We start from the raw sequence: 21,318 nt of genomic DNA, 5'->3' as shown, positions 1-21,318 counted from the left end.
CCGGCACGGCCGGTACGCCCGGTACGCGGGTGCCCTTCGCGACCCTCGCCGCGGTGCAGCTCCTGCTCAACGCCTCGGTTTCGGTGGCCTTCGCCTCCGGACCGGCCATGCAGCGGGAACTCGTCCTGAGCCGTGGCGACCTGATCCTCGTCAGCGCCTTCTACGGTCTGGCCTTCAGCGGGCTGCTGCTGCTCGGCGGGCGGCTCACCGACCGGATCGGCCGGCGCCGCCTGTTCACCCTGGGCACGGCCCTGTTCGGCGCGGCGTCCCTCGCCGCGGCGCTGGCCCCCGCCCCCTGGGTCCTGCTCGCCGCCCGCTTCGTCCAGGGCTGCGGGGCCGCGCTCGCCGCGCCCCCCGCCATGGCACTGCTGCGCGGGGTCTTCCCCGAGGGCAGGGCCCGGGCCGGGGCGCTGGCCGTCTGGGGCCTGCTGTCCAGCCTGGGCGCGGCGCTCGGCATCATCCTCAGCGGGGCGCTCGTGACCTGGCTGTCGTGGCGGTGGACCTTCGGGCTGTTCGCGGCGGCGGCCGTGGCCGTGCTCGCGCTCACCCCCCGGGTGCTGCCGACCGGTCCCGCGCCCGTCCGGGTGCCCGTGGACTTCCTCGGCGCCGTACTCGCCACCCTCGGCCTCTCCACCTTCGGCTACGGCCTCGTGATGGTCGGGCCGCGGGGCTGGGCCTCGGCGCGGGTCCTCGTACCCCTGGCCGCGGGCGCCGTGCTCCTCGCCGCCTTCGTCATCGCCCAGCAGCGCGTCCGCGCCCCCCTGCTGCCGCTGTCCTTCCTCGCCTCGCGCTACCGCGTGACCGCGCTCGCCTGCGCGCTGCTGGGCCCGGCCATCGGCGCGAGCACCGCCTTCCTGCTGGCCCTCTACTTCCAGCAGGTACGCGGATACTCGGCGCTGCAGAACGCGCTGGCCTTCGTCCCCTACAGCGCGACGCTCCTCGCCGTCGCCTTCTTCGCGGGCCGGGTCGTCGCCCGCCACGGCGTCCGGACGGTGGCGGTGGCGGGACTGGCCGTCATCGCCACCGGCCTCTTCCTCATCGGGAGCGCGGGACTGCGCACGGGGTCGACGCCGACGGTGCTGCTGGGCCTGATCGTCCTGTCGGGGGGCATCGGCACCGTCATGTCCGCCGCGGTCGTGGGGACCGTCGCCGGGGTCCCGGAGGAGCGGTCCGCCCTGGCCGGAGCCGTCGTGAACACGGCCATCCTGGCCGGGCCCACCGTCAGCCTCGCCCTGATCACCTCCGCTGCCGACGCCCGTACGGCCTCGCTGCTGGCCATCGGCGATCCGGCGGCCGTGACCGGCGGCTACGCCTTCGGCTTCGAGGTGGCCGGTGCGGTCTTCCTGCCGGCCATCGGCCTTGCCCTGTACGGACTCCGGGCCGTCCCCGGCCGGCCCGCCCCCGGCCGGCCCGCCCCGCGCCGGTCCGCCGCCGCGGCCCCGGAGGTCTCGGAGGTCTCGGCGGGCGAACACCGGGTGGAGCGGGCTCCGGCCCGGTAGCCTCCCGGCCCAGGAGGGGGGTGGGGCAGGGTGTCCATCGCCGAATTGCAGGTGTGTGCCGTCGAGTCCGCCGATGTCACGGGTGGCGTGTGCGTGGTGCGGTGCATCGGCGGCGTGGCGCGGTCCGGGCAGGTGTTCGCGGCCGGCGCGCTGCGGACCAGGCTGCGGGGGATCGAGCGGTACGGGCGCACGGTCGGGTCCTTCGACGCGGGGCACGTGGCGAAGGTGCGCCTCACCGGGCCCGTGGTCGCGCTGCTCGCTCCCGGGCAGGTGCTGACGTACGTACCGCCGGACGGGCACGCGCTGGCCGAACTGGAGGACTGGCTGGCCGCCGATCCCCCTTTGTCGGACGAGCCGCATTCGGAGCGGCTGCGGTGCCTGGCCACGCTCTCGATGCGGAACGAGGAGCTGCCCGACGGGGTGCGGCTGCGCTGGGCCCGGATCGCGCTGGCCGCCCTCGACCGGCTGGGCCGGCCGGAGGAACGGCCGTACGTACACGCCTACTTGATCGGAAGTCTCGGGTCGGGCGAGGACGGGGACCCCGACCGGGACCCCGCCGCCCTGTGCCGGGAGGTACTGGCCCGCTTCGAGCTGACCCCGGACCAGGCGGCGGCGCAGGCCCGGGTCTGGCGGGACCTGCGGCGTCCCGAGATCCTGCGGCTGCGCCGCATCAAGAACCTGCTCCGCTGCACGGAAGCGGCCCGGCCGTACCTCGCGGCGACCGACCCCCTGGCGGCGGCGGTCGACGCCTGGACCGCGGTGCGGCCGGGGCTTCCGTAGGAAGGGAGTCAGCGCGCGGCGTTGCCGAGCACCTTGGCCGGGGTGAGGCGTACGACGACCCGTACGTTCTCGGCCGGGCCGTTCGCGTACTCCGCGCCCGCGCCCGGACCCTGGTACTCCTCCGCGATGCGGACGGCGACGGCCCGGCCGATGTCCTCGGTGACGGTGGCGGTGCCGCGGATCTCGGCGTAGAGGAACGGGTTGGCCAGGTCGAAGACGGTGAGCCCGATCCGGGCGTCCCGGACGATGTTGCGCTCCTTGCGGCGGCCGCGCTCGGTGGAGATCAGGATCTCGTCCCCGTCGCGGGTCACCCACACCACCGAACTCTGCGGGCTGCCATCGGGGTTGAGGGTGGCGAGCACCGCCGGATGGGGGGCGTCGAGGAGCTTGCGCACGGTGTCGTTCAGCACGGGAGTCATGTGGGGAACGGTAGTGGGGCCGGGCGCCGGACCGCGGCCGATTCCTCGCGGACCCGGGCCGACTAGGGCAAGTCGGATGGCGGGACCGGGGGCGGCCCCGGGCGCGAATCGGCCGGGGCCGGTCCGCTGATCAGCAGCTGCCCTCGTCCTTGACGAGGCACGTCTCCGCCCACTGGCCCAGCTCCGTGAGCGCGGGCTTCAGCGCGGCGCCCCGGTCCGTCAGCCGGTAGGCCACGCGCAGGGGCGGCCCTTCATCGACCTCGCGCAGGACGAGACCGGCCGCGGCGAGCTCGACCAGGCGGTCGGACAGCATGCGCTCGCTGATGCCGGCGATGGACCTGCGCAGGTCCGCGAAGTGCACCGGCCCTTCCATCAGCGAGGCCAGGATCACGCCGGTCCAGCGCTTTCCGAGCAGCCCGAAGACCTGGGTGATGCCATCGCTCACCCGGCTACAGGCCCCGGTGTCCTGGTGTTTTGCCTTGACCGCCTCGTCCGCCATGGCCCCAGGGTACTACCTCCGACTTAGGGGGTGAGAAAAAGTAAGTGACTGTGCTAATAATAGTGACGTACGAAATTGCACCCACCTTGGAGGCTCTCATGGTCACCCTTCTGCACCTGGACTCGTCCCTGAACCCCGCCGGCTCCACCTCGCGTGCGGTGACCGCCGCGTTCCGCAAGGCCTGGCAGGAGGAGAACCCCGAGGGCACGGTCGTCTACCGCGACCTGGCCGCCGAGCCCGTCCCGCACCTCGACGGCCTCGCCGTGTCCGCCGCCTACGCCGACCCCTCCACCCACACCCCCGAGCAGGCCGCGGCCTTCGCCGAGCGGCTGAAGCTGGTGGAGGAGCTGGAGGGGGCGGACGCCGTGCTGATCGGCGCCCCGATGTACAACTTCTCGATCCCCTCCACGCTGAAGGCCTGGCTCGACCAGGTCATCGTGGTGGGCCGCACCGCCGGACCCGAGTCGCCCCTCAAGGGCCTGCCCGTCACCGTCGTCGCCAGCCGCGGCGGCTCGTACGCGCCGGGCGCACCGCGCGCGGGCATGGAGTTCGCGACGAACTACCTGGAGGGGGTGCTGACCGAGATGTTCGGCGCCGAGGTCGACTTCATCGTCCCCGAGCTGACCCTGGCCGCGTCCGTCCCCGCGATGGCCGGACTCATCCCGCTCGCGGAGGCCTCGTACGCACAGGCGCTCGCGGACGCGGAGTCGAAGGGCAAGTCCCTGAAGACGCCGGCGGCTTCGGCCGCCTGAGGCACATCCGATCCCGCCTCCCGCCTCCCGCCTCCCGCCTCCCGCCTCCCGCCTCCGGCCTCAGGCCGAAGGCGCCTCAGCTCCGGTCGCCTCCGCCCCGGTCGCCTCAGCCCCCGGTCGCCTCAGCCCCCGTCGGCTCCGCGCCCTGCCGGAGCGCTTCGAGCAGGGCGCGTACGGGGGGCCGGCCCAGGGACACCTTGCGGACCGCCGCGTAGACCGCCCGGACCGGGCGCGGATCGCGGACCGGGCGTACGACGACCCCCGGATGGCGAGCACCCGACACGGCCGCCGTCCCCGGCCCGAAGCCGGGGTTCAGGCCCATGCGCGGCATCAGGCCGATGCCGAGGCCGGCCGCGACGAACCCCTGCGCCGTCGGGTAGTCCTCGCTCCGCACCACGAAGTCCGGGCTGAAGCCCGCCGCCGCACAGGCTTCGAGCACCGGCTCCAGGCAGGGGCCGGGCGGCTCGCTGCCGACCCACTGCTCGTCCGCGAGTTCCACGAGGGCGATCGTCTCCCGGGACGCGAGCCGGTGCCCGGCCGGGAGCACGGCGTCGTACGGGTCGTCGAGCAGGTGGACCAGTTCCACGTCCTCGCGCGGCCGGGTCCGGGGTGCGATGACCAGGGCGAGGTCCGCGCGGCCCTGCTCCACTTCCAGCAGCGGGTCCTCGGGGTCGGTCATCCGCAGGTCGATCCGCACGTCCGGGTGTGCGCGGCGCAGCCCCGCCAGGGCGGGGGCCACCAGGGCCGCGCCCGCCGTGGCGAAGTAGCGGACGGCGAGGCGGCCGGTGCGCCCGGCCCTGAGGTCGGCCAGCGCGGTCTCCGCCTCGGCGACGTTGCGGCTGATGACGGCCGCGTGATCGGCGAGCAGCCGGCCCGCCGCCGTCGGCCGGACGCCCCGCCCGACCCGTTCGAGCAGGGGGATGCCGGCCTGCCGCTCCAGGGCCGCCACCTGCTGGCTGACCGCGGAGGGGGTGTACCCCAGGTGGGCCGCCGCGGCGGTCACCGATCCGCTGGTGACGACCGCCCGCAGGACCTGCATCCTTCGCACATCGAGCATGTAGTACACGTTAACGGTTGGTGCAGAACCCTTTGCTTGTCCTGTCGTATCGGTTCCCGCACCGTGGGAGGAGGAGACCGCGACCCCGCGCACGGCGGCCCGCGGCCCGATACCCGAGGAGAAGAACCGTGATCGGTGCCGGACGCGTCGGTGTGCTCGCCCTCCTGTGGGGCTCGACGTTCTTGTGGATCGACCTGGCCCTGGAGGGATTCACCCCGGTCCAGGTCACGCTCGTCCGGTGCGCGCTCGGCGCCCTCGTCCTCGGGGCGGCGTGCCGCATCGCGCGTCAACGGCTGCCCGGGGGACGGGCGTTGTGGGGCCACGTCCTGGTGGCGGCGTTCTTCTGCAACGCGCTGCCGTTCGCCCTCTTCGGCATCGGCCAGCGATCCGTCGACTCCGGACTCGCGGGCGTGCTCAACGCGACGACCCCGCTGTGGTCGCTCCTGATCGGGCTCGCCACCCGCGCCGAGCGCCGCCCGCACGCGATCCGGGTGGCCGGTCTGCTGGTCGGGCTCGCCGGTACCGCGCTGATCTTCGCCCCGTGGCAGCGGTCGGGGCAGGTGGGCTGGGGAGCCCTCGCCATCCTGGGGGCCGCCGCGAGCTACGCCTTCGCCTACATGGGCCGCCACCTCGTCGGCAAGGGCGTGCCCACCCTGTCGCTCGCGACCGCCCAGCTCCTGGCCGCCACCGGGCTCACGACACTGGCCCTGCCCGTGGGCGGCCTGACCGCGGTCCGGTTCCAGGCGGTGCCCCTGCTGGCCGTCGTGGTCCTCGGCGTCTTCGCCACCGGCCTCACCTTCTACCTCACGTACCGGATCATCGCCGACGAGGGCGCGACCAACGCCGCCACCGTCGGCTACCTGCTGCCGGTGGTCTCGGTGGCCCTGGGATCGCTCGTACTCGGCGAGGAGCTCAGTGCGCGCGTGGTCGCCGGCATGGCCGTCGTCCTCCTGGGCGTGGCCCTGACCCGCCACCGGGCTACGGTCGTCACGGAAGCGAAGAGCCCCTCTCCCCGGCGTGACCACCCGGACGACCGAACGACCCCGGCCAAGACCAAGGCCGGGGCCGCCGTCCGGCAGCCGGGGCAGGAGGCCTGACACACCTACGACCACTTGGGGGAAGCGGTGCCCGCAACGGCTGCTGCTGCTACGCACGAACGGACGGACCGGCCCGCACGGATACCGGAGGTCGACGCCCTGCGCGGTTTCGCGCTCCTGGGCATCCTGCTGGTCAACGCGACGGTGATGGCGAGCCCGTACGCCGCGGCCGGCGCCGTCGACCCGGACACCACGACGTTCGACCGGGCCGCCGAAGGGGTCGTACAGACCCTGCTGGTCGGCAAGTTCTACCTGCTGTTCTCGTTCCTCTTCGGCTACAGCTTCACCCTCCAGCAGGACTCCGCCGCACGCGAGGGCGCGAGCGCCGTCCCCCGGATGCTGCGCCGCTCGCTCGGCCTGCTCGTCCTGGGCCTGCTGCACGCCGTACTGCTGTACACCGGCGACATCCTCATGACCTACGCGCTGCTCGGCCTGGTCCTGGTCGCCGCACGGAACTGCCCGCCCGGTACGGCCCTGCGCGCGGCCCGGGTCGTCTACGGCTGTGCGAGCGCCCTCCTGCTCCTCACGGGTCTGGGCTCCCTGTTCATGTCGGACGCCGAGGCGGCGGAACTCACGGCGCTTCCACCGGAGTTCGCCACGCTGGTCGCCGACTACCGCGGTGATCCCGCCTCCGTCGTGCGGGCCAACCTCGGCCAGCTGCCCGACACGCTCCTCGCCATCCTGCTGATGGGCGGCTTCGTCCTGACCGCCTTCCTGACCGGCCTGTACTGCGGCAAGCGCCGCCTCCTCGCCGACACGGGAGGGTACGCGGCCCGGATGCGCCGGATCTGCGTGCTCGGCGTCGCCGTGGGCCTGCCCGGCAGCCTCTTCATGGCCCTGGCCACCGGCGGCGCGCTCGGCCCGCGGTGGAGCCTGCTCGGTTCGGTCGTGGGCATGGTCACGGCCCCCGCGCTCACCGCCGCGTACGTCTGCGGGATGCTCCTCTTCATGAGGACCGCCCGCGGCGGACGCACGGCGGAACTCCTCGCCCCCGCGGGCCGGATGGCGCTGACGAACTACCTGAGCCAGTCCCTCGTCATGGCCCTCGTCTTCACCGCCTACGGCCTCGCCCTCTACGACCGCGTCGGCACGGCCACCGTCGTACTCGGCGCGCTCGTCCTGTACGCGGCCCAACTGGCCCTCAGCAAGCACCTGATGGCCCGGTATCGCTACGGCCCGGTGGAGTGGCTGCTGCGCGCAGTCACCCTGGCCCGCCTTCCGCGGGGCTGAAGACCGGCCCGCCTTCAGCGCCGCAGATCGAGCAGCATCACGTCACGGAGGTACGGCTCCGGGCCTACGCCCGCGCCCTCGCCCGGGGGCCGGGCCTCGCCGATCTTGCGGTACCCCCACGCCCGGTAGGCGGCCGAGGCGGCCGCCGCCTCCTGGTGGACCTTCAGCAGCACCCGCTCGGCCGGGAGGCCTTCGAGCAGCGCCGTGTGCAGCCGCCGCGCGACACCCTGTCCGCGCCACGCCCCGCGCACGGCGAGCTCGATGAGCCCGAAGGTGCGGCGGCCGTCCTCCCGCCGCATGGCGGCGGACACGGGCTCGGTGAGTTCGTCCCACCACACCGCGTCGGGCTGGAGCGTCCAGCCGAAGGCCATGCCGGCCGGTTCGCCCTCCGGGGTACGGGCCAGGGCCGCGCGGAAGGCGGGCCTGCGCGTCTGCTCCGGGAAGCGGCCGAAGGCGGCGGCGATCTCCTCCTCGGTCTCGTAGTGCGGGGCCTCCGCGAACGCCTCGGCGTAGACCAGCCCGAACGCCTCCGCGACCCGCACGGCGGCCGGACCGTCCATGCGCTCGGTCGTGAGACCTGCCTGCTGCGTCATACGGCTCCTTCGGCTCCTTCGGGCGTCCGCCAGGGGATGTTGCGCCAGGGGCTCGCCGGGTCGCCGGTCAGGGTGAGGTGGGTGGCCAGCACGCTCGTGTACCACTCGCCGAACTCCTCCTCGTCGAAGTGCAGGCAGCGCCCCAGGACGTACCCGGCGGAGAACTCCTCCCACGAGCGGTACGTGGCCCGCGCCGCCTCCCCGGCCCGCCGTACGCCGTGTTCCGCGTCGGCCTGTGTTCCGTAGCGGGTTCCGAGGCCCCAGCGGGCCATCTGCGAGGCCCGGCCCTGGTCCCAGCCCTCCACGGAGCGGACCCAGCCGTCCTCGGGCAGCAGCCCGTCGGCGCGGAAGCGCTGCTCGTAGCGGGCGATCCGGCCGATCAGCCGCTGTATGCCCGCGACCTCGCCCTCGACCTCGGCGGTGGGCCGGGGCGCGGCGACGGTGACCCCTTCGGGGGTGAGCAGCGGTTCGGCGGCCCGCTCGGCGTTGCGGCGCAGGGCGGTGGCGGCGGCGTGGCGCCAGTGCTCCACGTCGACGGGGCCGGCGAAGTCGGAGGCGAGGAGGCGGCGCACGCGCAGCGCGAACTCCCAGACGGGGCTGACCATTTCGGTGTCGAGCAGGCGGCGCAGCGTGTCGTGCCACTCGGCGGCGGTGGTGATGCCCCAGCCCTTGCGCAGCCGTTCGCGCTCTCGCAGGTAGCCGTTGCCGTGGTAGGCCAGCGCGTTCCAGAACTCCCCGTTGGAGACGGCGAGATGGGCTCCGACGGCGAGTCCGTGCGCGACCGGCCCGTGCAGCGGGCCGCCGACGTGCAGGGAGTGCACGGCTCCGGGGGCGAGCCCCCACACCGGGGCGGCGGCGTCCCAGTGGGCGCGCCAGCGGGCGAGGTCGGCGGGGGTGGTGGCGAGGTAGGCCTCGGCGGGGGATCCGGGGTTCACCGCGAGGTACGGGGGGTCGGCGGAGTCCCAGGCGTTCGCGAACCAGGCGAGGGACCTGGGCAGGTACACGGTGTGCGGGTCGGGGGCGGGGAGCATCCCGCGGGTGTGGACGACGAGGGAGCGCCGGTCGGGGGTGGGGTGGAACCGCACCTTCGTGGGCTCGGCTTCGACGTGGGCCCGGGACTGCGCGAGGAACAGCTCGCTCCGTGCGAGGGCGTCGAGGTACCCCGGCCAGTCCCCGCGCGCCTTGGCCCCGTACAGCTCGCGCTCGATGGAACTCGGCGCCGTCCACCCATCCATGCGGGTCAGCCTAACGGGGGCTCCTGTGGGCCAGCTCGGCCCATACGGTCTTGCCGACGATCCGGTCGGTGCAGCCCCACTGGTCCGCGAGGGCCTTGACGATGTGCAGCCCCCGCCCGAACTGGTCGTGATCCGTGACGGCCGCTCGCGGTTCGGGTCGGCGCTCTCCTTTCGGATCGGTGACCTCGATGCGGAGCACTGCTCCGGTGAGGTGGACCTCGACCCGGAAGTACCGGTCCCAGACCGATCCGTGCAGCAGCGCGTTGGTCGTCAGCTCGCTGGTCAGCAACGCCGCGTCCGCCGCCAGCTCGGGCCGCCCCCACGCCACGGCGAGCCACGCGGTGTGCCGGCGGGCGGTGGGCACGGAGTCCTGGCGGGGCGGGTAGTTCCGTACGTCGTGACGCTCCATGACCTTGCACCTCCGGTACGGGCGGTGGCATGCCGGCGCCGCCTGGTGGGCAGCCCGGTGCGCTTCCGCCAACTGGCTTCGTGCGGTGAGTAGTTCGTTACCGACCGTAGGGGGCGGGGTACTCCAGGGGCAAGCTGAATGGAGAAGATATTCCCCATGTGGGTTACGGGTGTCGACGCTGCGCCGCGTGAGCGACAGACTGGCCCGGTGAACCGAGGAACACGTGAGGGTCAGGGCAACCGGGCGTCAACGGTGCTGGGGCGCAGGCTCGGCGGAGAGCTCCACAGATTGCGGATGGCTGCGGGCAAGACCCAGTTGCAGGCGGCGCAGGAGATCAGTGCCACCGCGACGAAGATCGTGAAGATGGAGAGCGGCTGGGTGCCCATGCGGGACCCGGATATCCGGGTGCTGTGCGAGTTCTACGGTGCGGCCGACGTGCGAGGGCTGCTGGACCTTGCCCGCATGGACAGAGAACGGCGTAAGGCAAACGGGTGGTGGCACTCCCTGGATGCCGGTGCGATGGCCGAGTACATCGCGATGGAGGACATCGCGTCCCGTATTCGTACCTGGCAGCTGTCCTTGGTGCCCGGGCTGCTCCAAACCGCTGACTACGCGCGTGCTTTGGCGGTGAGCGACGAGTTCTGGCAGGACCCGGATGACATCGAGCGCGTCGTGGCGGTGCGGATGAAGCGGCAGCAGCGGCTGTGGAGCGAAATGCCTCTGCACGTTCATGCGGTCGTCTCGGAGGGGGCGTTGCGTCAGGAGATCGGTGGACCAGCGGTCATGCAGGCGCAACTGGAGCACCTCATGGAGGTTTCGAAGCTACCCAACGTCCATGTCCAGGTACTGCCGTTCCGCTCAGGCGGGCACCCGTGCATCGTCGGTCCCTTCAGCTTGATTTCCTTCGCGGAAGCGGAGGCGATGGACGTCGCCCACATGGACGTCATCGGATCTACTGTGTGGGTGGAGAGCGGTCAGGAAAGCGCCGTCTACAGCCGGTACTTTGACCGGACGGCCAGGTTGAGTCTGGCCCCTCGTGACTCCATGAACCTGATCGACAGCATCGGCAAAGGATTCCAGGCGTGAATCAGTTCCACTTTGTGAAGTCCAGTTACAGCGCCTCCAGCGGTGAGTGCGTCGAGGTGGCCACGAACGTGGTCGGCACAGTCGCCGTCCGGGACAGCAAGCAGGGCGACGGGCCGGTCATCCGGGTCACCGCCACCGCCTGGGCCGACTTCGCGGCGACGCAGGCGGGGTGATCATCCGAACAGGGCGGCTGACGCTGCTGCCCCTGGCGGCATCGCACGCCGAGGAGATGGCCGTGGTGCTGGGCGATCCGGCGCTGCATGCCTTCATCGGGGGCGATCCGCTCACCGAGACGGCATTGCGCGCCCGCTACGAGCGACTGAGCGCCGGCTCGCCGGACCCCGCCGTCACCTGGTGCAACTGGGTGGTCCGGCTCGACGCCGAGGGCTGCCTGACCGGCACGGTCCAGGCGACCGTGACCGGGGAGGTCGCGGAGGTCGCCTGGGTCATCGGTACGCCCTGGCAGCGCCGCGGCATCGCGGTCGAGGCGACCCGGGCGGTGATCGGGTGGCTCGGAACGCGGGCCGGGGTGCACACGGTCATCGCTCACGTGCACCCCGGTCACACCGCCTCCGCGGCCGTCGCCGCGCGGGTCGGGCTGACCGCCACCGACCGGGTCCAGGACGGCGAGGTCCGCTGGGAGGGGCCCGCCTGACGGGGCATCGCCCGAGGGTGATGGTGTCCGTGCAGGTCACGGGCGTACGTAGGCCGGTTGCGCGGCGTGTCCCCTTCGGCGGTGCGGGGGCTCGGGTTGCGGGGCCCGACGGGCTGTCGGTGAGTTGGCTGGGACACGTCCCATGTCGCGTCACGCCACGGCACGTCCCATGCCGAGGCGTGAGGTGACAGCCCGACAGGAGAGATCCGTGCACCGCATCACGCGCTACACCGTCCCCGCCGCCCTCTGCCTGACCCTGCTGACCGCGTCCCCCGGTCTGGCGTCGGCAGCCGCACACGCGTCCGCGAAGCCGCAGGCCGCCGCGGCCTTCGTTTCCGCCCCGGCCGGGAAGGCCATCCCCGGCACCGAGGCCCTGCTCGCGCAGGTACAGGCGATGGGCGGGCTCGGCGGGCTGCTCAAACCCATCACCGATCTGCTGGCGGCCGTCCTGAAGTCCCCCGACGGCAAGATCCCGGAAGCGGATCTGGCCGCCTTCAAGGAGAAGATCGCCGCCGCGATCGAGGACCTGAAGAAGAGCCTGCCCGCCACCCCGGCCCTGCCGGTACCGGTCCCGCCGGTGGACGCGCCGAACCTCCCGGTGGACCCGCCGAAGCTCCCGGCCGAGGCCCCCAAGCTGCCCGTCGAGGCCCCGAAGCTCCCGGTCGAGGCTCCCAAGCTGCCGGTCGAGGCCCCCGCCCTCCCGGTGGAGGCCCCGAAGCTGCCCGTCGAGGCGCCGAAGCTGCCGGTGGAGGCCCCGGCGCTGCCCGTTGAGGCTCCGAAGCTCCCCGTGGACGCGCCGAAGCTCCCCGTCGCGGCCCCGGCGCTGCCGGTCGCGGCCCCCGCGCTCCCCGTCTCCGCGCACAAGGCCAAGCCCGCCGCCGGCCCCCTGGACCTGGCCACAGGCGCCGTCGACAAGCTCAAGGGTTCCCTCGACGGCCTCACCAAGGCCGCCGGCCCGTGCGGCTGTTCCACCGACGCCAAGGCCAAGGCCACGGACGTGGTGACCGACCTGGTCGCCGCCCTCGTCTCCCTGCTCACCGGCCTCGGCCTCCCGGGCCTCCCCCCGCTCCCGGTCCCGGCCCCGCCCCTCCCGGTACCGCTTCCCGTCCAGTAGCGAACCCACCCTCCGGCCCGGCGCTGCCCGCCCAGGAGCGGCAGCGCCCCGCCGGGGCCTCGCGGGCGGGCACGGCAGGCGCTCATGTGGTTGACGGAGCCGATCCCCGGTGTCCCGTACGGTCGGTCCGTGATGATCAGAACGGACAATCCTCGCACCATCGGCGTCCCTGAATCCGAGGCGCGGTTGCGCTTCGGTATGGAACTGCACGAGCTCGGTGGCGGGCCGCGGCGCCACGTGCTGACGGTGGACGACGAGCCTGCTTTCGAGCTCAACTTTCCCTGTGGAACGTGCGCGTTCCTGTTCCGCCGGTTGGAGGGCGCGACGGAGAGGCTATCCCTGGAGAGCGTGCAGGAACGGCTGACCGGAGCCCTGGATGATCTGGATGACGGCGGCGTGATCGAGGCGTTCGGCGCGTTGCTGCCGGAGGGCGAGTACCTTCCGCTGCTCCTGGAGGTGGAACCCCGGCTGGTCCTCCCCGGCAAGGAGGGGGACTACTTCAGCGACGAACAGGTCGCGGGGTGGGGGGTCGATCAGTTCTGGGGCCTCCCGCAGTACCCGCACACTCCGTACTACCGGACCTTCGAGACCGCCGTCGACGCGGACGCCCACCTCTACGATTTCGTCGTTCCCATGGTTCCCCCGACGTGGAACAAGGAGGGGCGCGTCGAGGAGTACGTCGCGCTCATGGAGGGGGGAACGGTTCCCACGGCGGTGGCGATCTCCACCTTGGACCTGTGTCAGTCCGCCCTCGGCCTGGCGGAGGACCCTTGCGAGCACTGGTGCCTGACCCACTTCCTCCTCGACGGCCACCACAAACTGGAGGCCGCGGCCACGGCCGGCCGGCCCGTGCGGCTCCTCTCGCTCCTGGCCCTGGGCGAGGGCATGTCCGGAGCCGAAGACTGGGCCCGCCTCCCCGCCCTGCGCGCCCGGCCCCGCTCGGCGCGGGTGACCGGTAGCTGAACCGGCGCCGAAGATCGCGCGTGCGGGACGGCAACGGCGTAGGCCCGGGCCCGCCCCGGGACCCGTTCGCCGGGCGGCCAGCGCCCCCGCGTGCCGCCGCGCGACCGTCCGGACCCCCTTGACGCGCCCTCCGCGCAGGTGGACGCTCCCGGGGCTCGGATCCGTAGGGTGCGTTGGGGGGCCGGAATGCCGGAGCAGTCGGAGGGGCGTGTCCAGACGGCGGGAGAGCTGCGGGCCCTGCTCGCGGAGCGCGGGGCGCGGTGGTCGGTGAGCGAGCACCTCGGTGACGGGGATGCCGTTCCGAGACCCGCCCTGGGGCTCGGTGCGGCCACGGCGGAGGCCGGTCTCACCCCGGCCGGGGCGGCGCCGCCGGTGGATCTGCGCAGCCTCGTGGGCCACTACAGCGGCAATCCGCACCTCAACCGGCGCAGGACGGCGCACGGGTTGCTCCGGGGGGCGGACACCGGCGCGCACGCCCCTGAGCCCGCGCCCGCGGCCCCCGCCCGGCCGTCCGCCGTGGACTGGCGCAGCCGGTGGGGCCGGCCCTGGCTCACCAAGGTGAAGGACCAGAACCCGTGCAGCTCCTGCTGGGCGTTCGGGGCGGCCGGCCTGGTGGAGTCGATGGCCCGCATCGAGCACCACGTGTGGGCCGAGCGCTCCGAGGGGGACGTGCACGACGGGCTGAAGGCGACCTGCGGACAGACGGGCAGCCCCGAGGCCGCCCTGGACTGGATCCGGACCAACGGCGGACTCGCGGACCCGGGCTGCTGGCCGTACTCGCCGCCGCCGCCCGGTACCCCCGTCGATCGCCGGGAGGCCTGGCGGGCGGAGTACACCCCGAGCTGGGACCGCTCCGGCCGGACCGTCCGCATCAGCGGGTACGTCCGGCTCGGCGACGTGGAGCAGCAGAAGGTGTGGCTGGACACGGTGGGCCCGCTGACCGCCTGTTTCGACGTGTACGAGGACTTCTTCGGCCTCGGCTCCGGCGTCTACCACCGCACCAGCGACCGCCTGGCGGGCGGTCACTGCGTCCTGATCACCGGCTACGACGACGCGGCCGGCTGCTGGCTGTTCAAGAACTCCTGGGGGACCGGCTACCACGTGGGCGGCCACGGCCGGATCGCGTACGGCGAGGTGCGGATCGACGACTGGGCGAAGTGCGGGCTGCAGGGCACCAACATCGACCCGTGGAGCAAGCGCCGCCTGCACACCGGCAACGTCTACGAGAGCGGCAACGGCCGCGCCCACCGCAACTTCGAGCTGGCGGCGCTCAGCGGCGAAGCCGGCGAAGGCGGGGACGGCGGGGACACCGCCGGCTCGCTGCGGCACTGGTGGCGCGAGGGCGACGCCCCCTTCGCGTGGACCCGCGCCCAGACCTTCGGCTCCGACGCCTCGGGCCAGCCCGCCTTCACGGGGACCACGTACAACCGGAACATGGAGTCGCTGCACGTCACCACGGGCGGCCGGCTGCGCCACTGGTACTACGAGCACTTCGGTGGCGCCTGGCGCGACGGCGGCGCCTTCGGCCCCGGCGACGCGGCGGTCGGGTCGACCCCGGCCTTCATCCAGAGCGACTACGGGGCGCCCGGCAACTTCGAGGTGGTCGTCCGCACCGCCGACGGCCGCCTGGGCCACTGGTGGCGGATCAACGGCGCCCCCTGGACCTGGAACGACGGCGGCCGCTTCGCCTCCGGCATCGCCCACTTCGGCCCGGCCCTGGTCCAGACCCGCGCCCGCCACCTCGACCTGGTCGCCACCCGCACCGACGGCCGGATGCAGCTGTGGTGGCGGGACGACCCGAACGGGTTCGTCTGGCGCCCCGGCGAGGTCTTCGGCTCCGGCATCACCTCCGCGCCGTGCCTGATCGAGGCGCAGTACGGGGCGGCCGACGAGGACACCGCCGGGAACTACGAGCTGTGCGTGACGGGCGGGGGTGGCCGCGTCGAGCACTGGTGGCGCGGCAACGCGGGCGGCGCCGCCTGGCAGCGCTCCGCGGTCTTCGGCCACGACGTGCTGGCGGTCACCGGGATGCTCCAGGGCAGCTTCGGGTTCAACCTGGAGGTGATCGTCCTGCGCACGGACCGCCGGCTCCAGCACTACTGGCGCGACGGCGCCGGCTGGCAGGAGGGGCCGGTGATCGGCCCGGCGTAGGCCGCCACAGGAGAGGAGCGGTCCGCGTGGAGGTGCGCGAGGTGGTGCTCGCGCCGGGCGAGCCGTACGAGCTGCGGCTCACCGGGCGCGGTGCGCGCGGTTACGTCTGGACCTGGCGGGTGACGGGCGACGCGGACGCCGTCTCGGTGGCGGAGGGTCCGGTGGCCCCGCTGGACCCGGGACGGCCGCCGCTGCCCGGGGCGACGGTGGAGCGGCTGTACGTCGTACGGGGCCGGGTGGCGGGCCGGGCCAGGATCCGCTTCGCGCAGGTGCGGCCGCCCTATCCGGAGGAGGCCGCGTACGACGAGTTCGTGCTGGACGTCACCGTGCTGTGAGGTCCACATCGTGACGGTGCCGTGAGGTCCACATAGTGACGGTGCCGTGAGGTCCACATAGTGGACACCCCCCGACTTGCACCTCTGTTGTATCTATGCTGTGCGCATGCCACCCGCCAGTACCGCCGGTACCGCCCTGACCGCTGCCGAACGCGTCTACCAACACGTCAAGCAGGCCGTGCTCGACCGCCGCTACGAGGGCGGCGTGCTGCTGACCGAGGGCGAGCTCGCGGTCGCCGTCGGGGTCTCGCGCACACCGGTACGCGAGGCGCTGCTGCGGCTGGAGACCGAGGGGCTGCTGAAGCTGTACCCGAAGAAGGGCGCCCTCGTCCTCGCGGTCTCCGCCCAGGAGATCGCCGACGTGATCGAAACCCGGCTGCTGGTCGAGGAGTTCACCGTCCGCCGGGCCGTGCCCGCCCCGGCGGGGCTGCTGGAACGGCTCGCGGAACTGGTCGAGGAGCAGCGCCGGCTCGGCGACGCGGGCGAGCTCGGGGCGATGATGGCCGCCGACCGGGCCTTCCACGCGGAGATCGTGCGCAGCGCCGGCAACCAGATCCTCTGCCGCCTCTACGACCAACTGCGCGACCGCCAGCTCCGCATGGGCGTGGCCCTGCTGCACGCGCACCCCGAGCGGGTGGAGCGGACGCTGGCCGAGCACCGGGAGATCCTCGACGCCCTGCGCGCGGGCGACGCCGACACGGCCGCCGCGGCGGTACGGGCCCACGTGGGCCGGGTCGGGGAACTGGTGCGGGGGTCTTCCCGATGAGCTCCGCGTCCGCCGCGTCCTCCTCCTCCGCTGCCTCCTCCTCCGCGCCCTCCGCCGCTTCCCCCGCCGCCTCCCACGCCGTCTTCAGGGACCCGCCGGGCGGCCGCAAGGCGGTGCTCGTCTGGTCGATCGGCGTCGCCGTCTACTTCGTGGCGGTCATCTTCCGCACCAGCCTCGGCGTCGCCGGCCTGGAGGCCGCCGACCGCTTCCACGTGAACGCCTCGGCGCTGTCCACGTTCTCCCTGCTCCAGCTCCTGGTCTACGCGGGCATGCAGATACCCGTCGGCCTGATGGTGGACAAGCTCGGCACCAAGAAGGTGCTCACCCTCGGCGCCGTGCTCTTCACCGCCGGCCAGGTCGGCTTCGCGCTCTCGCCCTCCTACGGGATGGCCCTGGCGGCCCGCGCCCTGCTGGGCTGCGGGGACGCCATGACCTTCATCTCCGTCCTGCGGCTCGGCACCCGCTGGTTCCCGGCCCGCCGGGGCCCGCTGATGGCGCAGCTGGCCGGCTTGGTCGGGATGGCCGGCAACCTGATCTCCACGCTGGTCCTGGCCCCCGTGCTGCACGGGGTCGGCTGGGTGCCGGCGTTCGCGGGCAGCGCGGTGGCGGGGCTGGTCGTCCTGGTCCCGCTGGTGCTGTTCCTGCGCGACCACCCGGAAGGGCACGAGCCCGCGCCGCGGCCGGCCGCCGGCGCGGGAAGCTCCGGCGCGGGGGGCTTCGTACGGCGTCAGATCGCCGACTCCTGGAAGGAGCCCGGCACCAAGCTCGGCCTGTGGGTGCACTTCACGACGCAGTTCCCGGCGATGGTGTTCCTGCTGCTGTGGGGCATGCCCTTCCTGGTCGAGGCCCAGGGGCTCTCGCGCACCACCGCGGGCGGACTGCTGACACTGGTGGTCGCCTCGAACATGGCGCTCGGGCTGGTCTACGGCCAGGTCGTCGGCCGCCGCCAGTCCTCCCGGATCCCGCTGGCCCTGGGCACGGTGGCCCTGACCGCCCTGCTCTGGGGCTCGGTCCTGGTCTACCCCGGGGACCACGCCCCGATGTGGCTGCTGATCGCGCTCTGCCTGGTGCTGGGCACGTGCGGGCCGGCCTCGATGATCGGCTTCGACTTCGCCCGCCCCGCCAACCCGGCGGACCGTCAGGGCACCGCCTCCGGAATCACCAACATGGGCGGTTTCATCGCCTCCATGACGACCCTGCTGGTGGTGGGCCTGCTGCTCGACGCCACCGGGGACAACTACCGCATCGCGTTCTCGTCGGTCTTCGTCCTGGAACTCCTGGGCATCGCCCAGATCCTGCGCCTGCGCGGCCGCGCCCTGGCCCGCGAACGCGAGCGGGCGGCTCCGCTCGCTTCGGTCACCCCGCTCGCGCCCGTGGTCCTCGGCTCACCGTCGGCGCCGCTGCCGCCGGCCCCGGTGCCGGCGACCACCGCCGCGGCCGCCTCCGGGGCCGGCACCCCCGTCGGCACCCCCGTCGGCACCCCTGCCGACCCGGGGCCGGCCCGGTGAGGTCCGGTGCCGGCCCGGCATCCGCGTAGGCCCCCGTACCGCGGGGGACGGGCCCGGGCGGGACAGACCCCCGTCCTTTCCCACCCGTCCGTCCGTCCACTCCGCGGAGTCGGGTTCCGGCCAACGCTTGCCGAGCCTACGAGGGCCCCGCGCGGCCGAGTGTGCCGTGCGCGCAGGGACTGTTGACAATGCGCGCAGCGGGTTTGGCGGCCGGTGGGGCGGATCGCACCGCCGCGCGGCGCAGCGCGCGGGGACCGGCTCCGTACGTCTCGCGGAACAGCCGGCTGAACACCGAGGCGTTGGTGAATCCCCAGCGCAGGGCCACGGTGTGGACGGGGACGGCGAGCCGTTCGGGGTCGGTGAGGTCCTCGCGGCAGCGCTCCAGCCGGCGCCGGCGGATCGCGGCCGCCACGCCCTCCCCGCGCTCCCGGAAGAGGAGCTGGAGCCTGCGCAGCGAGAGGCCGTGCCGGGCTGCGACCACGGAAGGGCTCAGCTCGGGATCGCCGAGGTTGTGCCCGATGAACGCGTCGATCCGGGCCAGCAGCGCCCGGGTACGGCGTTCCTCGGACGGCTCTTCCTCGGCGCTGGGTCCACGCCCGCCCCCGCCCCCGCCCCCGGCGAGGCAGGCACCGGTCAGGTCGCGGGCGATGGAGCGCAACTGCTCCAGCTCGGCCGGCGCGCACTCCTCGCCGTGCACGTCCAGGGAGTGCAGGTACCGCGCGAGGATCGCCCCCATGCCCCGGTCGGCAGGGATCTCAGGGGACGACATGGACGACATGGACGACATGGACGACACAGGAACCAGCCCCGACCCGGCCCGGCCCCGGACCTACGGGGTCACGGAGAAGTGGGTCAGGATCGCCTCGGCCAGCGCCGGGTCGCCCTCCACCTTCACCCGGTCGGCGACGGTGTGCGCACGCACCCGGCCGCCCGCCAGGCGCACGTACGTCTCCCAGTCCAGGGTCAGCGTCACCGCGGGCCCCAGCGAGGGGGCCTTGTCGATGGTGCCGCGGCCTTCCGCGTCGACCCGTACGGTCCGCATGAACTCCAGCGCCCCGTGCACGTCGATGACGACGGCCGAGTTCGCGGGCGCGCCCGCCTTCTTCGCGACCACCTTCGGCAGCCCGGACAGCAGCACGTCCCTGGCCACGTAGGCACCCGGCGAGTCCCAGTTCCCCGGTGCCCCCAGGGCCGCCCGCAGGTCCTGCTCGTGCATCCACACGTCGAACGCGCGCAGCCGCAGCGAGTGCTCCAGCGTCGCCGGCTCGCCCAGCGGGCCGCGGATCATCGTGTCCGGATCCCGCTTCTCGTTCCGCAGCTGCCGGGAGCGGCGGATGATCGTGTACTCCAGCTCGGAGGTCATCTCGGGCGCGGTGTGGTGGCGCCGCACGTCGACCTGCACTTCCATGTACCGGGTGAACTCGTCGACCACGTGCCGCAGGTCCCGGGGCAGGGTGTGGATCGGCCGCGGGTCGCCCAGCTGCTCGCACTCGATGCCGATGACGTGGGACACGACATCGCGCACGGACCAGTTCGGGCAGGGCGTCGCCCGGCTCCACTCGCCTTCCGTCAACGGAAGGACCAGCTCGGATATCGCCTCGATGGAGTGGGTCCACGCGTCGGCATAGGGCTGAAGGCTGGGATGCGGATGGACGGTCAACGGGACCCCTCGCGTGCTGTTCATTGGCCTGTTGGCGCGTTGGCGCATTGGCGGCGTTCTGGAAGCTTGTGCAATGGCTTCAAAACTACGCTGCCGGTGAGCACCCCGGCAGTGCTTTCGTGTGACGATCGTAGGCCCGAGTTGACGGCTTGAAAGCCAGGACGGTGGTACTGTGCGCGCTTCCCTGATCCAAATCGCGGTGAATGAGGGGGAGTCGGTGGTTTCCCGCCGCTCCCGGGTCGCCGACCTCGTGCGCGAACAGTCCGGTTCGGACCTCGTCGTCCTGCCCGAACTGTGGACCGTGGGCGCCTTCGCCTACGAGCAGTTCGAGACAGAGGCCGAGCCGCTGGACGGTCCGACCTACGGGGCCATGGCCGCGGCCGCCCGCGACGCCGGGGTCTGGCTGCACGCCGGCTCCTTCGTGGAGCGCGCGGGTGACGGCTCGCTCTACAACACCGCGCTCGTCCTCTCCCCGACGGGCGAGCTCGCCGCCACGTACCGCAAGATCCACCGCTTCGGCTTCGACCAGGGCGAGGCCGTCCTGATGTCCGCGGGCGAGTCCCTGACCACGGTGGACCTGCCGGAGCAGACCCTCGGCCTCGCCACCTGCTACGACCTGCGCTTCCCGGAGCTGTTCCGCGGCCTGGTCGACGCGGGGGCCACCACGCTGGTCGTCTCGGCGGGCTGGCCGGCGCGCCGCCGGGGCCACTGGACCCTGCTGAACCGGGCGCGCGCCGTCGAGGACCAGTCGTACGTCCTCGCGTGCGGGACGGCCGGTACCAACGGGGGCGTGGAGCAGGCCGGACACAGCCTGGTCGTGGACCCGTGGGGCGAGGTCCTCGCGGAGGCGGGCCCGGGGGAGGAGGTCCTCACGGTGGACCTCGACCCGAAGAAGGTCGCCGAGACCCGCGAACAGTTCCCGGCCCTGAAGGACCGCCGCCTGGGCCGCTGAGCCCGCAGGGGGGCCCGGCGCCGACGACAGGCCCTAGTCGTCATCGCCGCCCGGGCCCTCCCGCTCCTTCTCCGCCATCCGGATCACGCACACCGCGACGGCGATCAGCAGCGAGGCGTCGGCGTCCTCGCGGACCACGTCGACGGCGTACGTCTCGCGGATCCGGTACCACTGGCGGGAGATCAGCGCGAGCAGCTCCCCCTCGTACTCGACCTTGAACTCCCGGTCCAGGATCCGCCCGCTGACATCGAGCTCGGTGCCCTCGTTGAGCGTGACCAGGTAGTGGTTGCGCAGCAGCGAGAACCGCTTCTTGCGGATCACCGCGAGCCGCCGCTCGTCGCGCTCCAGCGTCATCGCGTCGCGCAGGGCGAAGAGCTTCTCCCGCAGCGTGATCAGGAGCCGCCCGTCGGGGTCCTTCAGCTCCAGGGTGTCCCGGAACCGCAGGGCCTTCCCGTCGACGAGGAAGGCGTGCCGGCCGTCCTCGTCCTCGATCCAGTAGTCGTCCCCGATGGCCAGCATTTTGTCCCGTACCAGGTATTTCACGCCCTCATCGCTGCC

General features: G+C 73.2%; 24 protein-coding genes. 15 read left to right on the top strand and 9 right to left on the bottom strand.

All coding sequences use genetic code 11. The features are described from left to right. Window positions 1-29: 29 nt before the first annotated feature. Both OG730_RS20505 and OG730_RS20500 read left to right on the top strand, forming a co-directional pair. On the top strand, window positions 30-1,499 hold the full coding sequence (locus tag OG730_RS20505; RefSeq protein WP_327305598.1) for an MFS transporter: 1,470 nt from the start codon (window positions 30-32) through the stop codon (window positions 1,497-1,499). Between the two features lie 30 nt (window positions 1,500-1,529). Beyond that, a complete protein-coding gene (locus OG730_RS20500; protein WP_327305597.1) occupies window positions 1,530-2,279 on the top strand; it encodes a hypothetical protein in 750 nt (249 codons plus the stop codon). Window positions 2,280-2,287: 8 nt separating this feature from the next. Here OG730_RS20500 and OG730_RS20495 read toward each other — a convergent pair whose 3' ends face one another. Next, window positions 2,288-2,698: a PPOX class F420-dependent oxidoreductase gene (locus OG730_RS20495; protein WP_327305596.1), complete on the bottom strand. Its 411-nt coding sequence runs from the start codon at window positions 2,696-2,698 to the stop codon at window positions 2,288-2,290. A 130-nt stretch (window positions 2,699-2,828) separates the two neighbouring features. After that, the gene (locus tag OG730_RS20490) at window positions 2,829-3,197 is read right to left on the bottom strand and encodes a winged helix-turn-helix transcriptional regulator (RefSeq protein WP_327305595.1); all 369 of its coding nucleotides are present in this window, start codon (window positions 3,195-3,197) and stop codon (window positions 2,829-2,831) included. A 98-nt stretch (window positions 3,198-3,295) separates the two neighbouring features. Here OG730_RS20490 and OG730_RS20485 point away from each other — a divergent pair, with 98 nt between their 5' ends. After that, window positions 3,296-3,949, top strand: a complete 654-nt coding sequence (locus OG730_RS20485) for an FMN-dependent NADH-azoreductase (protein WP_327305594.1) — start codon at window positions 3,296-3,298, stop codon at window positions 3,947-3,949. Between the two features lie 106 nt (window positions 3,950-4,055). Here the strand turns inward: OG730_RS20485 and OG730_RS20480 are convergent, their stop codons facing one another. Further along, window positions 4,056-5,006, bottom strand: coding sequence for a LysR family transcriptional regulator (locus OG730_RS20480; RefSeq protein ID WP_327305593.1), 951 nt, complete (start codon window positions 5,004-5,006; stop codon window positions 4,056-4,058). 128 nt (window positions 5,007-5,134) lie between these two features. Between OG730_RS20480 and OG730_RS20475 the strand changes: the two genes are divergently transcribed. Both OG730_RS20475 and OG730_RS20470 read left to right on the top strand, forming a co-directional pair. Then, window positions 5,135-6,103: a DMT family transporter gene (locus tag OG730_RS20475; protein ID WP_327305592.1), complete on the top strand. Its 969-nt coding sequence runs from the start codon at window positions 5,135-5,137 to the stop codon at window positions 6,101-6,103. 27 nt (window positions 6,104-6,130) lie between these two features. Further along, the gene (locus OG730_RS20470; RefSeq protein WP_327305591.1) at window positions 6,131-7,333 is read left to right on the top strand and encodes a DUF418 domain-containing protein; all 1,203 of its coding nucleotides are present in this window, start codon (window positions 6,131-6,133) and stop codon (window positions 7,331-7,333) included. Between the two features lie 14 nt (window positions 7,334-7,347). On the opposite strand, the gene OG730_RS20465 is transcribed toward OG730_RS20470, so the two are convergent. The 3 genes from OG730_RS20465 to OG730_RS20455 are packed head-to-tail and all read right to left on the bottom strand — an operon-like array spanning window position 7,348 to window position 9,570. After that, window positions 7,348-7,926: a GNAT family N-acetyltransferase gene (locus tag OG730_RS20465; RefSeq protein WP_327305590.1), complete on the bottom strand. Its 579-nt coding sequence runs from the start codon at window positions 7,924-7,926 to the stop codon at window positions 7,348-7,350. Next, on the bottom strand, window positions 7,923-9,161 hold the full coding sequence (locus tag OG730_RS20460) for a DUF1266 domain-containing protein (protein WP_327305589.1): 1,239 nt from the start codon (window positions 9,159-9,161) through the stop codon (window positions 7,923-7,925). The genes OG730_RS20465 and OG730_RS20460 overlap by 4 nt, the downstream gene beginning before the upstream one ends. Window positions 9,162-9,171: 10 nt before the next feature. Beyond that, window positions 9,172-9,570, bottom strand: coding sequence for an ATP-binding protein (locus tag OG730_RS20455; protein WP_327305588.1), 399 nt, complete (start codon window positions 9,568-9,570; stop codon window positions 9,172-9,174). A gap of 207 nt (window positions 9,571-9,777) precedes the next feature. Between OG730_RS20455 and OG730_RS20450 the strand changes: the two genes are divergently transcribed. From OG730_RS20450 to OG730_RS20410, 9 genes are all read left to right on the top strand, one after another. After that, window positions 9,778-10,656 (top strand): helix-turn-helix domain-containing protein, encoded by an 879-nt coding sequence (locus OG730_RS20450; RefSeq protein WP_327309349.1) that lies wholly within the window; start codon window positions 9,778-9,780, stop codon window positions 10,654-10,656. Beyond that, window positions 10,653-10,829 carry a DUF397 domain-containing protein gene (locus OG730_RS20445; RefSeq protein ID WP_327305587.1) on the top strand — a complete coding sequence of 59 codons (177 nt, stop codon included), beginning with the start codon at window positions 10,653-10,655 and terminating at the stop codon, window positions 10,827-10,829. Before OG730_RS20450 ends, OG730_RS20445 begins: the two co-directional genes overlap by 4 nt. Then, the gene (locus OG730_RS20440; protein WP_327305586.1) at window positions 10,826-11,311 is read left to right on the top strand and encodes a GNAT family N-acetyltransferase; all 486 of its coding nucleotides are present in this window, start codon (window positions 10,826-10,828) and stop codon (window positions 11,309-11,311) included. The genes OG730_RS20445 and OG730_RS20440 overlap by 4 nt, the downstream gene beginning before the upstream one ends. A 208-nt stretch (window positions 11,312-11,519) precedes the next feature. Continuing rightward, window positions 11,520-12,425: a hypothetical protein gene (locus OG730_RS20435; protein ID WP_327305585.1), complete on the top strand. Its 906-nt coding sequence runs from the start codon at window positions 11,520-11,522 to the stop codon at window positions 12,423-12,425. Window positions 12,426-12,557: 132 nt separating this feature from the next. Continuing rightward, a complete protein-coding gene (locus OG730_RS20430) occupies window positions 12,558-13,388 on the top strand; it encodes a hypothetical protein (protein WP_327309348.1) in 831 nt (276 codons plus the stop codon). Between the two features lie 186 nt (window positions 13,389-13,574). Next, window positions 13,575-15,539 carry a C1 family peptidase gene (locus OG730_RS20425; protein ID WP_327305584.1) on the top strand — a complete coding sequence of 655 codons (1,965 nt, stop codon included), beginning with the start codon at window positions 13,575-13,577 and terminating at the stop codon, window positions 15,537-15,539. Between the two features lie 26 nt (window positions 15,540-15,565). After that, on the top strand, window positions 15,566-15,874 hold the full coding sequence (locus OG730_RS20420; RefSeq protein WP_327305583.1) for a protease inhibitor I42 family protein: 309 nt from the start codon (window positions 15,566-15,568) through the stop codon (window positions 15,872-15,874). A 106-nt stretch (window positions 15,875-15,980) separates the two neighbouring features. Then, a complete protein-coding gene (locus OG730_RS20415; protein ID WP_327305582.1) occupies window positions 15,981-16,640 on the top strand; it encodes a GntR family transcriptional regulator in 660 nt (219 codons plus the stop codon). Beyond that, the gene (locus OG730_RS20410; protein ID WP_327305581.1) at window positions 16,637-18,148 is read left to right on the top strand and encodes an MFS transporter; all 1,512 of its coding nucleotides are present in this window, start codon (window positions 16,637-16,639) and stop codon (window positions 18,146-18,148) included. Before OG730_RS20415 ends, OG730_RS20410 begins: the two co-directional genes overlap by 4 nt. A gap of 136 nt (window positions 18,149-18,284) precedes the next feature. Here the strand turns inward: OG730_RS20410 and OG730_RS20405 are convergent, their stop codons facing one another. Both OG730_RS20405 and OG730_RS20400 read right to left on the bottom strand, forming a co-directional pair. Continuing rightward, on the bottom strand, window positions 18,285-18,917 hold the full coding sequence (locus tag OG730_RS20405) for a helix-turn-helix domain-containing protein (RefSeq protein WP_327305580.1): 633 nt from the start codon (window positions 18,915-18,917) through the stop codon (window positions 18,285-18,287). 60 nt (window positions 18,918-18,977) lie between these two features. Further along, complete coding sequence (locus OG730_RS20400; RefSeq protein WP_327305579.1) at window positions 18,978-19,808, bottom strand: maleylpyruvate isomerase family mycothiol-dependent enzyme; 831 nt, start codon at window positions 19,806-19,808, stop codon at window positions 18,978-18,980. A gap of 172 nt (window positions 19,809-19,980) precedes the next feature. Here OG730_RS20400 and OG730_RS20395 point away from each other — a divergent pair, with 172 nt between their 5' ends. After that, window positions 19,981-20,760, top strand: coding sequence for a carbon-nitrogen family hydrolase (locus OG730_RS20395; protein ID WP_327305578.1), 780 nt, complete (start codon window positions 19,981-19,983; stop codon window positions 20,758-20,760). 33 nt (window positions 20,761-20,793) lie between these two features. On the opposite strand, the gene OG730_RS20390 is transcribed toward OG730_RS20395, so the two are convergent. Further along, complete coding sequence (locus tag OG730_RS20390) at window positions 20,794-21,303, bottom strand: LURP-one-related/scramblase family protein (RefSeq protein WP_327305577.1); 510 nt, start codon at window positions 21,301-21,303, stop codon at window positions 20,794-20,796. Between the last annotated feature and the right edge of the window lie 15 nt (window positions 21,304-21,318).

Origin of the sequence: Streptomyces sp. NBC_01298 (assembly GCF_035978755.1) — a bacterium.
Lineage (GTDB): Bacteria > Actinomycetota > Actinomycetes > Streptomycetales > Streptomycetaceae > Streptomyces.
The sequence above is the reverse complement of the archived record's forward strand: the minus strand, read 5'-3'. Positions and strand labels throughout refer to the sequence as shown.

Coding starts and splice junctions, on each gene's coding strand:
- OG730_RS20410 (WP_327305581.1), top strand. CDS start 16,637: ATGAGCTCCGCGTCCGCCGCGTCCTCCTCCTCCGCTGCCTCCTCCTCC.
- OG730_RS20455 (WP_327305588.1), bottom strand. CDS start 9,570: ATGGAGCGTCACGACGTACGGAACTACCCGCCCCGCCAGGACTCCGTG.
- OG730_RS20495 (WP_327305596.1), bottom strand. CDS start 2,698: ATGACTCCCGTGCTGAACGACACCGTGCGCAAGCTCCTCGACGCCCCC.
- OG730_RS20415 (WP_327305582.1), top strand. CDS start 15,981: ATGCCACCCGCCAGTACCGCCGGTACCGCCCTGACCGCTGCCGAACGC.
- OG730_RS20490 (WP_327305595.1), bottom strand. CDS start 3,197: ATGGCGGACGAGGCGGTCAAGGCAAAACACCAGGACACCGGGGCCTGT.
- OG730_RS20480 (WP_327305593.1), bottom strand. CDS start 5,006: ATGCTCGATGTGCGAAGGATGCAGGTCCTGCGGGCGGTCGTCACCAGC.
- OG730_RS20460 (WP_327305589.1), bottom strand. CDS start 9,161: ATGGATGGGTGGACGGCGCCGAGTTCCATCGAGCGCGAGCTGTACGGG.
- OG730_RS20485 (WP_327305594.1), top strand. CDS start 3,296: ATGGTCACCCTTCTGCACCTGGACTCGTCCCTGAACCCCGCCGGCTCC.
- OG730_RS20425 (WP_327305584.1), top strand. CDS start 13,575: ATGCCGGAGCAGTCGGAGGGGCGTGTCCAGACGGCGGGAGAGCTGCGG.
- OG730_RS20465 (WP_327305590.1), bottom strand. CDS start 7,926: ATGACGCAGCAGGCAGGTCTCACGACCGAGCGCATGGACGGTCCGGCC.
- OG730_RS20405 (WP_327305580.1), bottom strand. CDS start 18,917: ATGTCGTCCCCTGAGATCCCTGCCGACCGGGGCATGGGGGCGATCCTC.
- OG730_RS20430 (WP_327309348.1), top strand. CDS start 12,558: ATGATCAGAACGGACAATCCTCGCACCATCGGCGTCCCTGAATCCGAG.